The sequence below is a fragment of the Peribacillus sp. R9-11 genome (assembly GCF_031345095.1).
Classification (GTDB): Bacteria; Bacillota; Bacilli; order Bacillales; family DSM-1321; genus Peribacillus; species Peribacillus butanolivorans.
In genome coordinates, this window is sequence record NZ_CP133763.1 from 4,784,455 (window position 1) to 4,798,729 (window position 14,275).

The following is a 14,275-nucleotide window of genomic DNA, read 5'->3' on the forward strand; positions in this document are numbered from 1 at the left end:
GAACATACGTTTGTCAAAAGATTACTTTGGCTTATGCCAACCGGCCATTCATCTCCCCCTTACCGTTGGGCTCTCGCCCTTCACACGCTTGAAGAGGGAGTCTTCTGGCGGGAAATGATAAATTTCTATTATGTAATAAAAATGCCAACAGCCTACTATCTATAAGATCTTAGGCTGTTGGCAAATATATGATTTTTTCCTTATTCAATATCAGATTAAGATAATCCTAATAGTTTCATAATACTTAGAATTAAGAGACCAACCACACCGAAGTCTGAATCACCAAATGTGGTACCTTCAAACCCTACATCTCCTAAGAAGACCAAGAGAACCGCCGGCAGAAAACTAATAATGATTCCGTTGGCAAATGATCCTAGCATCGCTCCACGTCGGCCACCCGTAGCATTTCCAAATACACCGGCAGCTGCCCCGGTAAAGAAATGTGGTACGAGCCCTGGAACGATTACTTTTAATCCTATTGCCGGAAGAAGGAACATGGATAATAGTCCAGCTAAAAAACTGAATAAGAACCCGATGATCACTGCGTTTGGAGCAAATGGAAAGATGGTTGGACAATCTAACGCAGGCTTTGTATCAGGCGCCACTTTATCCGCAATCCCTTTGAAGGCAGGAACGATTTCAGCAATTAACATCCGCACCCCTGCAAGAATGATGTACACACCGGCCGCAAATGTAATGGCCTGGATGAATGAAAATACGATGAAGTTAGAACCACCGGATAGTTTCGTTTCAATATAGTCTTGACCCGCAAACAACGCAACAATCACAAAGAACAATGTCATCGTAAGTGATACAGCGACTGAAGTGTCTCTTAAAAATCCTAAAGATTTAGGAACCTTAATCTGCTCCGTCGTCTTTTCCTTATTTCCAAACCATTTTCCAACAGTAGCGGAAACAAAATACCCGATCGTCCCAAAGTGGCCGATGGCAAAATCATCGCTTCCGGTAATCTTCCGTACGTATGGTTGAAGGATAGCAGGGAACAACACCATGCATACCCCTAATATAATAGAACCGACAAGGATAAGCGGAACACCGTTAAGCCCTCCGACCGACAAGGTGACCGCAATTAAACAGGCCATAAATAATGTATGATGGCCAGTTAAAAATATATATTTAAATGGCGTGAAACGAGCTAGTAAAACATTGACAACCATACCAAATACCATAATAAGTGCAGTCGAAGTACCAAAATCACTTTGTGCTGCAGCGACAATGGCCTCGTTATTTGGTATGACGCCTTGAACATTGAACGCATGATCGAACATTTGACTGAATATATCAAGGGCGCCAACAAGTACTGTCGCTCCCGCTCCAATGATAATGAAGCCCATAACTGTTTTTAGCGTTCCGGATACAACATCCGCACTGGACTTTCGCTGTAACAGCAAGCCAATGAGAGCAAACAGCCCTACTAGTATGGAAGGTGTACCTAAGATGTCATTCATGATCAGTTCCAGCATTGCCTCTCCCCCTCTTCATTCTGTTTTTTATTATAGGTGTGACGCTAATTTCGATGTAATTTCAGGAATGCTCATCATGTTTTCCAGGGTAACAATCGTACGGGTCCCATCATCAAGTTGACCTACAATATCCGCTGCTCCAAGGAAAATATCCGCCTGTACCGTTTTTGCGGATGTTAGATCTGTATGATCTACCTCAGCCGTTTTTCCCATTTCCGTTAATGCCTTTTTCACATTCATCTCCATAATGAAACTACTGCCTAAACCGTTCCCGCACACTACCATGATTTTCTTCATATCAATCTCTCCTTTTTTTATCCTAAATGCGACTCTAATTTAGATTTGATTTCAGGAATGCTCATCATATTTTCAAGCGTAACGATTGTTCGGGTTCCATCATCTAGCTGGCCTACAATATCCGCTGCTCCAAGGAAAATATCCGCTTGCACTGTTTTTGCAGATGTAAGGTCTGTATGATCTACCTCAGCTGTTTTCCCCATTTCCGTTAATGCTTTTTTCACATTCATTTCCATTATGAAACTGCTGCCTAATCCGTTTCCGCACACTACCATGATTTTCATTCCGCTTCCTCCTTTGAATATTTATGAACATACTCCATAAGTACAGATTTATCTGCAGTCTGTAAAATCTCCTCAATATTAGCTGGTTCATTCAATAATTGAGTGAGCTGAATTAATGCCCGCAAATGCGAATCGTTATCTACAGCTGCCAAAACAATAATCAGCCGGACCGGTTTATCTGGCGCAAAGTCCACAGGTTCGTCCAATTTCAACAGACTCATGGATAAAGAGCGAACTCCCTGCTCCGGACGCGCATGAGGTATGGCCACTCCAGGCGTGATGACCACATATGGGCCATTCGTTTCTATAGCCTCAATCATGGCTTCCACATATCGCTCTTCGACAGTTCCTAAATCCACGAGAGGCTTGGCCGCGACTTGAATGGCTTCTTTCCAATCTGAAACATGCGACTTTAATTGAATCGTTTGTATGTTGAGTAATTCTTCTAACACAGGCTTCTCTGCCTCCTTTAAAGAAAATTGGGTTACTTTTGGTGTGTGATTATACACATTTGATTGAAGTGCCTTTTCAAGCTGATCCGGTTCATGAATGGTTGCATACTTGGAAATGACTTTTAATAATGCTGCAACATCTACATTGTCCGTCGTATACCCATACAATTCCTGCATGACTTGCTGACGCAGCTTATGTTTGTCCTGCATTTCTAAAATAGGCGGTACAACAAATAAAGTTGCTTTTGTTCTCATATGCACCGTTGAAAAAACAAGATCGTACGACAGTCGATAATCAGCGGCATTTCGAACAGACAGAACATCCAAAAATAAAATATCCGGAAACAATTCTCTCAATGTATAAATGAGAATATTGCTGATTCCTATACCATTCGGGCATACAACTATCGCTCTTTTTCGATCATCCAATGTTGTCCCTTGCTTGCGCAGCCATCCGCCAAAATAAATAGTAAAGTATGCTATTTCTTCTTCAGATACTGAACGGCCAATCTCTTTTTCTAATAACCATAGAGATTTTTTGGTCAGATGATGCAGTTCAGGATAGACCTTCTGCACCCGTTCTGTCATCAGATTCATTTGTGGGAGCCCATATTTTAGACGATGATAAGCCGGTTTAAAATGAACGTACAATTGTTGGCATAGCTGTTCTTTATCATGTAAATGAACAAAAGCCAATCTCTCAAACTCTTCTACAATCTCCTGCAAAAGATGTTGAATGACTTCATCATCCTTAAGTGGGGAAATATCCTTCGTTCTATTCATACTTAGTAAATGTAAGGTTGCGTATAAATTTTCCGTTTCGCTCCATACTGATTGAAAAGCATCGGTTTTGGTCATTTCCTCAACCATTTTATATTCTTCAGTTGTAACAAAAGGCGCCCAGCTCTGATCAGATTGTAATTCTTCTCCTTTTCCAATGAGCTGATCTGTACATAAAAACAAATATGTCAGTTCATGAAGCCGCTCATCCGTAAAGGTAATGCCCAATTTACGCTCGATTCTTTCAAGCTGTAACCGGATTGAGCTTATTTGTTTTTCTTGATTTCCCCATATGCACTCCAAGATCAATTCACTATTTGGGCTGTTCAGTACATCATGTACGAGATGTTCGATGATATATCTCTTTAATCGACTTTCACCCTTCATCACGTAACCATCTTGTTTGGAATACTGGATCTTAAGCGCTATGTTCCTGTTTTTCTCCTTAAGCCGCTTTAAATCTTTCAACACAGTATTTCGAGAAAGCCCTGTGATCGATTGGAAATGATAGACCGATAATTCTTCCTGGCTTAGTAAAATCATGAGGTAAAATACTTTTTCTCTATCTGTCTCTGAAAATATATAATTGCGTTTTGTCAGTTTTACGTTCAATTCTTCATCTCTGATGTTTCCAGAAAAGGAATAGCCTGTTTCACGATTATATTGAATGGGCTGATATCCTTGAAATTGGAGCCAGTCATTCGCTTTATTCAGGCCATATTGTATTTGCCTTCTTGTCAGACCGGTTTGTGCTTCAAGTTCTTTCATTTTTGAAATGGGCGAATGCTGTAATAGTTTTAGTAAATTGGCGCTTCTTTCATCTAAAAACATTCTCTTATCCCTCTCCCTGCTTCTACGATATCTTACTTCTTATTGAAAATGAATCGTTTCTAAGTCCGATTGTTGTCACATGGACTGCACAACAATATACTCTATAAACATTTGTGCACATTATGGCTCATGAATAAATACTACTACGTTAGAGAAAGAAGCGTTTATATAAAATAAAAAACAGATCACCTACTAGACGGTGACCTGTTTTTTTAAGCTTATATAATACTTTGAGCATATGTTACTTCGGTTTTTTCATGAACAATGAAAGTACCACATTCACGATGGCGAAAATTAAACTAATTTTAAATACAAGTGATGAACCTGAGGCAGCAGCTGCCGGTAAATCATTTGCCACATCAGTCAAGTAGCCATTTTGCTTCGCTGAGAATAGCGAAACCATGACCGCTATACCAATTGCCCCTGCTACTTGTTGAGAGGTTTGCGTAATCGCAATACCATCTGGATAGAATTGTTTTGGCAATGCATTCAATGTATTCGTTTGTACTGAAGCAAGTACCATACCAATACCAAGCATCATCACGATATGCGTAACAACCATAATCCATAGTGCTGTTTCTGTACCATACATTCCATATAGCCCGTAGCCAATGACAACGAGAATCGTTCCTGGTGTAATCACGGCACGAGGTCCATATTTATCAAATAGCCGCCCGATTATTGGGGCAAAAACGCAGTTTAATAGACTACCAGGCAGCATAATCAGCCCAGTGGCGAACGCAGATACCAATAAAGCCATTTGCATATACATTGGTAACACAACCAGCATCGATAACATGTTAAGGAACGTAATCATGTTCATCGCAAGACCAAGTACAAATAGTGGGTACTTGAAAGCTTTTAAATTCAACATTGGGTTTTCCATCTTCGTTTGTCGAATTGCAAAGAGAATCAGGGCGATCAACCCAACGATGATCGTGCCAAATACCGTCGTACTCGTCCAACCGTGATCCCCGCCTACACTTACACCGTATACAACTCCTCCAAAACCAATCGTCGATAACACAACTGACAGGATATCGATTGATACTTGTCGAGTTTCATTGACATTCGGAATATAGAAATAGCCAAAGATAAGGGAGAATAATAAGAACGGAATCGTAATCCAAAATATCCAATGCCATGATAACGTATCTAAAATCATCCCTGCCAATGTAGGACCGAATGCCGGACCTGCCAAAATGACTAAGCCCATCACACCCATTGCCCCACCACGTTTATTCGGTGGAAAAATCGTAAAAATGACATTTTGCGTCAATGGCAAAATAATCGCCAGTCCAGCCGCTTGAATGACACGTGCTGTCAATAACACGCTAAAAACCGGTGCTACTGCAGCGAGAACCGTTCCGATGATTGAAAAAAATAAAGACGCCATGAACATTTGGCGTGTTGTGAATTTTTGCATTAAAATTCCTGTTACCGGCACTAAAATACCAAGCGTTAAAAAGTAGCCTGTTGCAAGCCACTGTATTGTCGTCGCATCCACGCCAAAAATTTGGCTTAATTCACCTAAGGCGATATTCAATGCGGTTTCACTAAATAGCCCAACAAAGCCTGCTACCAAAAGAGCAGCCATTATGGGTCCTGTTTTAATATTTTTATGATTCACTTGTTAAAACTCCTTCAATTTATTGGGTAACAATTGCGAAATTACTTTTAGCGGCTTTGCCGATGTTTCGGCCAAACAAAGCATCATTGCCCCTTCGATAGAGGCTGTGATCATCAATGCAATATTGGAAGCTAACTCTTTTGAATATCCATCTTCCATAAGCTTTTTAAAATAAATCCCTTGAATTTTTGCATAGAGTTCGGCGCAAGCCTTTCGTACAGGATCACTTAATGTGGCCATTTCACTTACCATGCTGCTAAATGTGTAACCCGTAATCGTCCCTTCCGTTTCTAAATTGACGATTAGCTTTTCAATCATTGAATTTGTCGCTTCTAACGTTGTCGGATATCTTTCAAAAATATCCACGATATCCAACGTAATTACTTCATTCTAAAAATGAAGGCAAGCAATTAATAATTCCTCTTTTCCATTAGGAAAGTGGTGATAAAGCGAACCTTTCGTAACATTACATACTCTTAATATTTCGTTAAGTCCAACACCTTTATATCCTTTTTGTTGGAAAAGAATCGTTGCATTGTCGATTATCAACGATTTAGTATCCATTTCCGTAGCACACCCCCACCATACCAACCGGTCTATTTGTTACTATAACAAAAAAATTTCTTTGAATGTAAGTACTTTTTTGCCTCTCTATATAACGAATTCACAATTTAGACAAACTTTTTATAAACTGCATTTTAATTTTTAAAATGCACATTTGATTACTAGTTGACATTTTGTATACATATGTATACAGTTAATACATAATACAATGTGTATACAATCGTATACACAGGAAGGGGTTTTATAATGAAAAATGAAAAATTCAAGGATTTCAAGAGAGAGGGACATCACCGTGGTGAGCATCACAAAGGAAAAGAGCATGGTTCACACCATCGTGGTCCAAAAACGTTTCGCCGCGGAAGGGCAATTGCTTTTTTAGAAATGATGAATCTTAAACGTTCAACCATCAAGGAGCAATTAGATAAACCAGAGTTTCAATCCATAAACCAAATCTTAGTCGGTGAATTGAAAGCCATTGATATGTTAATCAACGAATTTATTCAATTATTTGAAATACAAGAAAGTGAGGCAGCCGATAAGAAAAGTGAAGAAAAGGAAGCTTCCAATAATGATGAGAAAGGAATTGAAATGAATGAAACAAATTAACAGTTATATCGATTCATTGTTTTATACCCAAGATGCTCTTTTGGAAGAAGTCATTACGACCATACAAGAAAATGGAATGCCGTCCATATCGGTATCTCCCTCATCTGGAAAACTTCTTACCATGCTTATATCCATTTCAGGAGCTAAAAATGTTTTGGAAATAGGAGCTCTTGGGGGCTATAGCGGAATTTGCCTTGCCAGGGGATTCGGCAGCGAAGGAAAATTAACCTCCCTTGAATTAAAAGAGTCATACGCAAAGTTAGCTTATGCCAATCTATCCAAAGCTGGCTTTGGCGATCAAGTATCCTATATGACCGGAGCAGCTTTGCAAAGCCTTGAAAAACTCGTTGGTGATAACAAGCGATTTGATTTTTTCTTTATAGATGCTGACAAGGACAATTATGAAAATTACTTGCAATATTGCATTAGACTGGCGGAACCGGGTGCTTTAATCGTCATGGATAACGTACTTGTGGGAGGCAGTGTGGCGGATCAGGATGCTGAACCTAAACATTATACTGCATTTATGAAGACATTCAATGAAACTGTGGCCAATCATCCTCAATTAGAATCCCTGCTTATTCCAATCGGTGATGGGCTGACCATTTCAAAAGTAATCGATCAAACTCACGAGTAAAACTGCTAAATTTACGAGTAAATAGTTCAAACTCACGAGTAAACAGCTCAAACTCACAAGTAAACAGCTCACACTCACGAGTAAACAGCTCAAACTCACGAGTAAACAGCTCAAACTCACGAGTAAAACTGCTAAATTCACGAGTAAAGTGCGAACTCTGAGCAAAACGGCCAAATTCACGAGTAAACAGCTCAAACTCACGAGTAAAACTGCTAAATTCACGAGTAAATTGCGAACTCTGAGTAAAACAGCTAAATTTACGAGTAAATTGCACAAAATCACGAGTAAACAGCTCAAACTCACGAGTAAAACTGCTAAATTCACGAGTAAATTGCTCAAACTCTCGAATTTATCGCTCTAACTCAAGTTTACGCACTAACTCACGAATCTCACGAGGTCATGCAGAAAAAATAAAATGAATTTCTATAATCTTGAATGAAAATGATAATTGTTATCAATAATATAAATAAAGAAGGGTAACCAGTATGATGGTTACCCCCGATGATTTAAATTTCTGGATCAAATGTTTTGCAATCAGTTTCTTCGCTATTAGATGCTTGTTTCCCTTTATTACTAACTACATAAATAGCATCAGCACTACATTTGTTTCCAGAATCCCAAAATTTACAATTATTCACTTCACATAGAACATCTTTTGCCATAGTATCACACCTCCTCATTTGTTATCATTAACAAAGTTGGGGTTATTGATACTTTCCTTTTTCAGGCTCAAGTTCCTTTACTTTAAAATAAATGTCATGAATCGGGAAATAAAAGCTTTTTAACCGATTAACAAAGGACTTTTTTCTCGTTATACTGTTTAGATATTTTAGACATTAGGTCGTTTTTTTTCTGTTCACAATATTCTTTTGAAGTTGATTGGATATAAATGAATCTAAAAAACCCGGGCAACTTTCGCCCGGATTCTTTAACATTATGCTGACTTTTCCAAAAGTTCGGCTTGTGGGATCTTCCAAAGCTCCCGCCATTTTTTCAAGGCTGAAATAAGAATGACTAATCCTAGGCATAACATGGTGATAGATAATACACCATTTAAGATACTAAATCCTGCAGATTCTGGATTTAAGTATACGTTTCTTACCATCCAGTACCCCGCTACATTAACCGTTACATATAAGTAGGCAAGAGGTACGAGGCATGTCCATATATACCAACGTTTGTCTGCAATTTTTAAGACGACAGTCGCACCGATGATGAGTCCAATCGAGGCCATAAGCTGATTTGATACACCAAAGAGTGCCCAAATTGAACCAATGTCACCAGAGTAGAGAAGATAGCCCCAAATAAAGCAGGCTAACGCACTGGCGAAAATGTTACCCGGTAACCAGTCGACTTTCTTTAATGGTTTATAAAACTCTCCGAAGAAGTCCTGGATTAAGTAACGGGCAACACGTGTCCCAGAGTCGATTGCGGTTAGTATAAAGACCGCCTCGAACATGATGACGAATTGGAAGAAAAATGAAGCCAACTTGTCAAAGAAGGGAATTCCGGTAAAAATATAGGTCATCCCAACAGCAAGTGTAACTGCCCCACCTGTTCTTCCCTCAAGATTAATGCCAATTTCCTCACTAAGTTCGTTAAGATGTACGGTTTCCATGCCTAAAGTTTGAAATACTTCAGGTGAGGAGTTAATGGCAAAATAATCGCCTGGTTGCAGGGAAACTGCAGCAATCAATGCCATAATGGCAACTACACATTCTACAAGCATCGCACCGAAACCAACGGATTTTATATCACTCCAGCGATTTAACATTTTTGGAGTTGTGCCTGATCCAACAAATGCATGGAATCCTGAAATGGCACCACAGGCAATGGTTATTGAAATAAATGGCCAAACCGGACCAGCGACAATCGGACCTCCGCCATTAATGAATTCCGTAACCGCAGGAAATTGTATCTCTGGATTTACCACGAAAACGCCGATTATCAATGCGGCAAACACACCAATTTTCATAAATGTACTCAAGTAATCACGCGGTGCGAGCAGCAGCCAAACCGGTAATGCGGCTGCGAAGAAAGCATAGATTGGTAGAATAATAGCAAGTGTGCTTGCTTCTAGTGTCAATAATTCCCCAAGTGCTGTACCTTGAATGTTAGGCCCAAGTAAAATCCCGGCCATAATGAGCCCGAACCCGACAATGGTGGCACCTTTTAGATTGCCAGTTTTTTTATGGTAAATCCCAACACCCATTGCGATAGGAATTGTAATCCCAACAGCAAAGGTCCCCCATGGGTTATTTTCTAAAGCATGCAGAACGACCATTGAAAGTCCTGCCATCGTAATAGTAATGATAAAAAGCATCGCTAGTCCTGTACAGAAGCCTGCTACAGGTCCAAGTTCTTCTTTCGCTACTTCCGATAGGGATTTACCGTCTTTACGCATGGACGCAAAAAGCACCACGGCATCATGGACGGCTCCCCCGATTACAGCTCCGATTAAAAGCCATAATAAACTTGGCAAATAGCCGAATTGTGCAGCCAAGATGGGGCCCACAAGTGGACCAGCAGCTGCAATGGCTGCAAAATGGTGGCCAAATGCCACCCATTTATTTGTTGGTACATAATCTTTTCCATCTTCTAATTTATGAGCCGGAGTCGGCTTAGAATCATCGAGCTTTAACACTTTGAGTGCTATGAATGTCCCGTATAAACGGTAGGCAATCATTAAAATACAAATGGAGCCTATGACGATTGGAACCGCATTCATTTTTGAACCCCCTCTATTTCTTACATCGTAAAATGATGATATCACAATGAAAGCGGATTCAAATGGTTTTCAAGTTATAATGCAAATAATGAGGGATGGGTTGCAAAATAAAGAAGTTAAAATGCAGAATTGTTAAAATATTAAAAACCAATAAGCTGCTTTAGCTCTTTCACATATGTGCGACTTACTGGAATGTTTGATCCATCACTCATAATGAGGTTATAAGTCGAGTTGAACCAAGGTTGTATTTCTAATATATGGACAATATTTACAATGAAACTGCGATGCACGCGTAAAAAAGAGCGATTGTCGAGCTTCCTTTCAAGCACAATGAGAGGGTCACCTATTTTATATTCATTATCCTCGGTTTTAATGATTGTCTTTCCTTCTATGAATCCTAAAAATATAATGTTGTCCCTATCAATCAAGACAATCCGATCATCTATTACAACAGCCAATTTACTTGTTTGTTCAACCGCGGTTCGATTATCAGGAGATTTTATCCTAGATTCGTCTTCCCCGATCTTATGGAGTTTCATAATTTTATCCAAAGTTTGACGAATTCTTTTTTCATTAAATGGCTTTAATAGATAATCAAAAGCATATAATTCAAAGGCTTGAAGGGCAAACTCGTCATAAGCCGTCGCAAAAATAATCGAAGGCGCAGGGTCTAGTTCTACTAATTGTTTAGCCAATAGTAAACCATTTCCCTCCGCAAGCTCAATATCCAAAAAGACAAGATCAGGATTCAATCGAGGGATATCCCTCATGGCTTCTTCTATCCCATCAGCCTCGCCCACAACTTCAACCTGTCTGCTTCTCTTCAGAAGATATTTCAATTCATCTCTTGCCAGTGGTTCATCTTCTACGATAAATGCTTTCATCATCGTTGACATATACTCCTTTTTCGTTAAGTGGGATTGATATTTTCACTTGTGTTCCATGACCAGTTTCACTTTCAATAGAGAGGCTGGCATGACCATTATATATACCTTCTAGCCGTTCACTGATATTATAAAGGGCGGTTCCTGTTCCTTTATTAGATTTTACAGCATGTTTACCTAATTCATCTAATTTCTCGCTTGAAATCCCTTTCCCGTTATCTTCTACAACAATACACATCATTTCGTTTTTAAAATATACATGAATGATAATTTCAACATTGCTCTTCACATGTGGAAAGGCATGGTGTATCGCATTTTCAACAAGTGGCTGTAACGTAAATGGAGGCAACAGAACTTCTTTAAGACTTGGCTCAATTCGATACACGATATGATATTTATTTGGAAATCGGGCCAGCTCTAGTGATAAATAAGCGTTGACATGCTCTAATTCTTTTTCAAGCGGAATTAGTATTTGACGAGCACCTTGTAAATTGCTACGAAAAAAGGCACTTAGCTCCAACAATAAATTTCTTGCTTTCTCCACATCAGTCCGGCATAAAACAGATATCGTGTTGATCGCATTAAACAAGAAATGAGGGTGGACTTGGGCCTGTAAAGCCTTGATTTCAGCATCTTTTAATAATTTCGTTTGCATTTCCGCTTCGGCTAGTTCCAATTGTGTGGAAAATAGTTTCGCCAATCCCTCAGCTAACTCTTGTTCTACTTGGCTTAATTTATCGGGATGCTTGAAATACATCTTCAAAGTTCCGACCGTTTTCTGTTGGACTTGCAATGGCAGGACTACGGCAGCTTGCAATGGACAAAGTTCATGGAAACAATAAATATCCTTTCTTGTTTTAGCTATAATAATTTTGCCTTGTTCAAGGGCTTTTCTTGTTAAGCCTGTAGCTATTCCCTCCTTTGGGACATGGTGATCAGAAGCAGCACCCACATGAGCAAGGACACTGTGTTCATTGGTTATGGCCACAGCGTCGGCTTCAGTCAGCCCCAAAATGATTTGTGCTATTTTCTTACAGGAAGTTTGATTTAATCCTTGTCGGAAATAAGGCAATGTCTGATCAGCAATCAAAAACGCAAGGTTCGTTTGTACAGCCCGCGTCCGTGCTTCATCCCTCATAGTGGATTGAATGATGAGCATAAATAGCAAAGTGCCAAACCCGTTGATAATAATCATAGGGAGTCCGATTACTTCTACGAGCTCCCACGCCCTTTCAAATGGTTTAGCGGTTAATAGTATAATGACCATTTGAATCGCTTCTAAGGCCATACAAATAGGAAGAGCAAACCAGGGAGTGATCATCCCATACTTTCGGCGCCTATTACCTAAAAACCCCGATAAGACTCCAGCCAAAATTGCTGCTATCGCACAAGCCCCCGCTGTAAAACCTCCAAGAGAATAACGGTGCAACCCTGCAATCAAACCGACACCTAAACCAACAAATGGTCCCCCTAGCAAACCACCGATTGCTACTCCCATGATCCGCGTATTCGCAATAGCGTTATCGGGAGCTATCTCAGTATGCCAAACACTTTCTGGTATTACATGATTCCCAATTTCGACTCCTGTATAGTTACTTATAATTCCGAATGCCCCAAAAAGTGCTATGAGCATGATTTTCTTTGACATTTGATGTTCATGACCAATCATTTGCCGAAAGGGTTTCATATAAGAAAGCAGGAATGCAGCAATCACGATGATCCCTACTTTTTCAATCAACGACGGTAATAATAGAACCAAATCATTCACCCCTTTTCTGGCTTTTTCATTCATCTTACAACAGCAAAGAAATCATTGTCGAATCTGGTTTTACGTTAGCTACTTAATAGTCATAGGGACTTCCCCATTAACCTGATACCAGTTATTCCTTGGGCACACGCGTTTCCTAACTTTCTAACTACGTGTATACATAAAACTCCTGCTAGTATTTTTGGAATGGAAAAGACGATTTTACCTAATCCAAGGGGAAAATCGTCTTTTTGCTATTATTTCTTGCATGTTCGGGACAAGCCCAAGTTTCAGCGATCCTTAATCATTTTATGTAAAGAGATATGATTTCATATCGGCTCAGGAATGGTTCCAAGCTTTTGATTAAATCTGTTTAACCGTACATTCATGATGAGCTTCAATTGTTTGTAAGAAGCTTTGCATGGAGTTTGTCAAATAAGCATCTTTACGGTGAATGAAGACAGTCGAAATATTGCCGTACTCTTCTGGAATTGCATGAACATGCACATTTTCATTGGCTGCAAGGTGATTTACCGCTGATTGTGGTACGAGGGTTATGCCAAGGCCGAGTGTTACGCTGGTTAAGATGGTCTCTAATACATTGAACTCCATAATCCTTTTAGGCATCACTTCTTCTTCTTTCAACCATTGTTCTAGTTTAGAGCGATATCCACACCCCTGACTGAATACTAAAATTGGTTCTGTTAAAAATTCTTCAAGGTTTAATGTTTCATTTCTTGTAACTAAAACAAGTTTTTCTGTACACACATCGTATTGCTGAATGAGTGGATGTTTAATCGGTCCTGTAACAAATGCGCCATCTAGCCTATGATCAATAACATCTTTAATTAAATCCTCTGTTAACCCAGCCTTTATGGATAAATCGACATTTGGATACTGTTTATGATAAGAGGCTAGAATCTTAGGAAGACCGCTGACCGTTTCAACTGTACCGATGTTCAATATCCCTGTAGGTGTTTCACTATCCAGGAATACTTGCTTGAGTTCTTCCATATCAAGCAAAATCTTGTTTACATACTCCAGCATTTTTCGTGCCTCTGCAGTTAAAGACATACCACGTTTATGCCTATTGAATAAAGGCGTCCGTAACTCATGCTCCAGATGCTTAATCCTCGCCGTTACATTGGATTGGACGTAATTTAACTCAACAGCTGCCTTACTTATGCTTCCATATTTAGCGACACACTGGAATATTTGCAAATCCCTCATTTCCATATAAGTGACCCCCCTTTCCAAAATATCATTAATAATGATGGTTATATTCATTTTAAGTCATTTTACATGATAATGACTTTATCATAAGGTGTGTATAGGAATTTAATCAATCATT

The 14,275-nt window shown here is 39.4% G+C and carries 14 protein-coding genes; 2 read left to right on the forward strand and 12 right to left on the reverse strand.

Annotated elements, in window-relative coordinates; translation table 11 throughout:
- Positions 1-215 precede the first annotated feature (215 nt).
- From RE409_RS23205 to RE409_RS23235, 7 genes are all read right to left on the reverse strand, one after another.
- Positions 216-1,484 carry a PTS ascorbate transporter subunit IIC gene (locus tag RE409_RS23205; RefSeq protein WP_053347685.1) on the reverse strand — a complete coding sequence of 423 codons (1,269 nt, stop codon included), beginning with the start codon at positions 1,482-1,484 and terminating at the stop codon, positions 216-218.
- Between the two features lie 30 nt (positions 1,485-1,514).
- A complete protein-coding gene (locus RE409_RS23210; protein ID WP_053347686.1) occupies positions 1,515-1,781 on the reverse strand; it encodes a PTS sugar transporter subunit IIB in 267 nt (88 codons plus the stop codon).
- 17 nt (positions 1,782-1,798) lie between these two features.
- Positions 1,799-2,065: a PTS sugar transporter subunit IIB gene (locus RE409_RS23215; RefSeq protein WP_056520029.1), complete on the reverse strand. Its 267-nt coding sequence runs from the start codon at positions 2,063-2,065 to the stop codon at positions 1,799-1,801.
- Positions 2,062-4,128, reverse strand: coding sequence for a BglG family transcription antiterminator (locus RE409_RS23220; protein WP_309558144.1), 2,067 nt, complete (start codon positions 4,126-4,128; stop codon positions 2,062-2,064). The genes RE409_RS23215 and RE409_RS23220 overlap by 4 nt, the downstream gene beginning before the upstream one ends.
- 241 nt (positions 4,129-4,369) lie before the next feature.
- Positions 4,370-5,725, reverse strand: a complete 1,356-nt coding sequence (locus tag RE409_RS23225; protein ID WP_252431036.1) for a DHA2 family efflux MFS transporter permease subunit — start codon at positions 5,723-5,725, stop codon at positions 4,370-4,372.
- A gap of 36 nt (positions 5,726-5,761) precedes the next feature.
- A complete protein-coding gene (locus tag RE409_RS23230; protein WP_397444194.1) occupies positions 5,762-6,124 on the reverse strand; it encodes an LmrA/YxaF family transcription factor in 363 nt (120 codons plus the stop codon).
- A 24-nt stretch (positions 6,125-6,148) separates the two neighbouring features.
- Positions 6,149-6,322, reverse strand: coding sequence for a TetR/AcrR family transcriptional regulator (locus tag RE409_RS23235; RefSeq protein WP_242489049.1), 174 nt, complete (start codon positions 6,320-6,322; stop codon positions 6,149-6,151).
- 246 nt (positions 6,323-6,568) lie between these two features.
- Here RE409_RS23235 and RE409_RS23240 point away from each other — a divergent pair, with 246 nt between their 5' ends.
- Complete coding sequence (locus tag RE409_RS23240; protein WP_201186685.1) at positions 6,569-6,928, forward strand: hypothetical protein; 360 nt, start codon at positions 6,569-6,571, stop codon at positions 6,926-6,928.
- Positions 6,915-7,565 carry an O-methyltransferase gene (locus tag RE409_RS23245; protein WP_056520039.1) on the forward strand — a complete coding sequence of 217 codons (651 nt, stop codon included), beginning with the start codon at positions 6,915-6,917 and terminating at the stop codon, positions 7,563-7,565. The genes RE409_RS23240 and RE409_RS23245 overlap by 14 nt, the downstream gene beginning before the upstream one ends.
- A 506-nt stretch (positions 7,566-8,071) precedes the next feature.
- Here the strand turns inward: RE409_RS23245 and RE409_RS23250 are convergent.
- From RE409_RS23250 to RE409_RS23270, 5 genes are all read right to left on the reverse strand, one after another.
- Complete coding sequence (locus RE409_RS23250) at positions 8,072-8,227, reverse strand: DUF1540 domain-containing protein (protein WP_082527361.1); 156 nt, start codon at positions 8,225-8,227, stop codon at positions 8,072-8,074.
- A gap of 272 nt (positions 8,228-8,499) precedes the next feature.
- On the reverse strand, positions 8,500-10,293 hold the full coding sequence (gene cstA, locus RE409_RS23255; protein ID WP_201223045.1) for a carbon starvation CstA family protein: 1,794 nt from the start codon (positions 10,291-10,293) through the stop codon (positions 8,500-8,502).
- Between the two features lie 140 nt (positions 10,294-10,433).
- A complete protein-coding gene (locus tag RE409_RS23260; protein ID WP_056520044.1) occupies positions 10,434-11,180 on the reverse strand; it encodes a LytR/AlgR family response regulator transcription factor in 747 nt (248 codons plus the stop codon).
- Positions 11,152-12,969, reverse strand: coding sequence for a LytS/YhcK type 5TM receptor domain-containing protein (locus RE409_RS23265; protein ID WP_309558146.1), 1,818 nt, complete (start codon positions 12,967-12,969; stop codon positions 11,152-11,154). Before RE409_RS23265 ends, RE409_RS23260 begins: the two co-directional genes overlap by 29 nt.
- Before the next feature lie 318 nt (positions 12,970-13,287).
- Positions 13,288-14,160, reverse strand: coding sequence for a LysR family transcriptional regulator (locus RE409_RS23270; protein WP_056520050.1), 873 nt, complete (start codon positions 14,158-14,160; stop codon positions 13,288-13,290).
- Positions 14,161-14,275: the final 115 nt, after the last annotated feature.

What these genes read in the sequence shown, in the direction of transcription:
- RE409_RS23205 (WP_053347685.1), bottom strand. Translation starts at nt 1,484, where the DNA reads ATGCTGGAACTGATCATGAATGACATCTTAGGTACACCTTCCATACTA.
- RE409_RS23210 (WP_053347686.1), bottom strand. Translation starts at nt 1,781, where the DNA reads ATGAAGAAAATCATGGTAGTGTGCGGGAACGGTTTAGGCAGTAGTTTC.
- RE409_RS23215 (WP_056520029.1), bottom strand. Translation starts at nt 2,065, where the DNA reads ATGAAAATCATGGTAGTGTGCGGAAACGGATTAGGCAGCAGTTTCATA.
- RE409_RS23220 (WP_309558144.1), bottom strand. Translation starts at nt 4,128, where the DNA reads ATGTTTTTAGATGAAAGAAGCGCCAATTTACTAAAACTATTACAGCAT.
- RE409_RS23225 (WP_252431036.1), bottom strand. Translation starts at nt 5,725, where the DNA reads ATGGCTGCTCTTTTGGTAGCAGGCTTTGTTGGGCTATTTAGTGAAACC.
- RE409_RS23235 (WP_242489049.1), bottom strand. Translation starts at nt 6,322, where the DNA reads ATGGATACTAAATCGTTGATAATCGACAATGCAACGATTCTTTTCCAA.
- RE409_RS23240 (WP_201186685.1), top strand. Translation starts at nt 6,569, where the DNA reads ATGAAAAATGAAAAATTCAAGGATTTCAAGAGAGAGGGACATCACCGT.
- RE409_RS23245 (WP_056520039.1), top strand. Translation starts at nt 6,915, where the DNA reads ATGAAACAAATTAACAGTTATATCGATTCATTGTTTTATACCCAAGAT.
- RE409_RS23250 (WP_082527361.1), bottom strand. Translation starts at nt 8,227, where the DNA reads ATGGCAAAAGATGTTCTATGTGAAGTGAATAATTGTAAATTTTGGGAT.
- cstA (WP_201223045.1), bottom strand. Translation starts at nt 10,293, where the DNA reads ATGAATGCGGTTCCAATCGTCATAGGCTCCATTTGTATTTTAATGATT.
- RE409_RS23260 (WP_056520044.1), bottom strand. Translation starts at nt 11,180, where the DNA reads ATGATGAAAGCATTTATCGTAGAAGATGAACCACTGGCAAGAGATGAA.
- RE409_RS23265 (WP_309558146.1), bottom strand. Translation starts at nt 12,969, where the DNA reads ATGAATGAAAAAGCCAGAAAAGGGGTGAATGATTTGGTTCTATTATTA.
- RE409_RS23270 (WP_056520050.1), bottom strand. Translation starts at nt 14,160, where the DNA reads ATGGAAATGAGGGATTTGCAAATATTCCAGTGTGTCGCTAAATATGGA.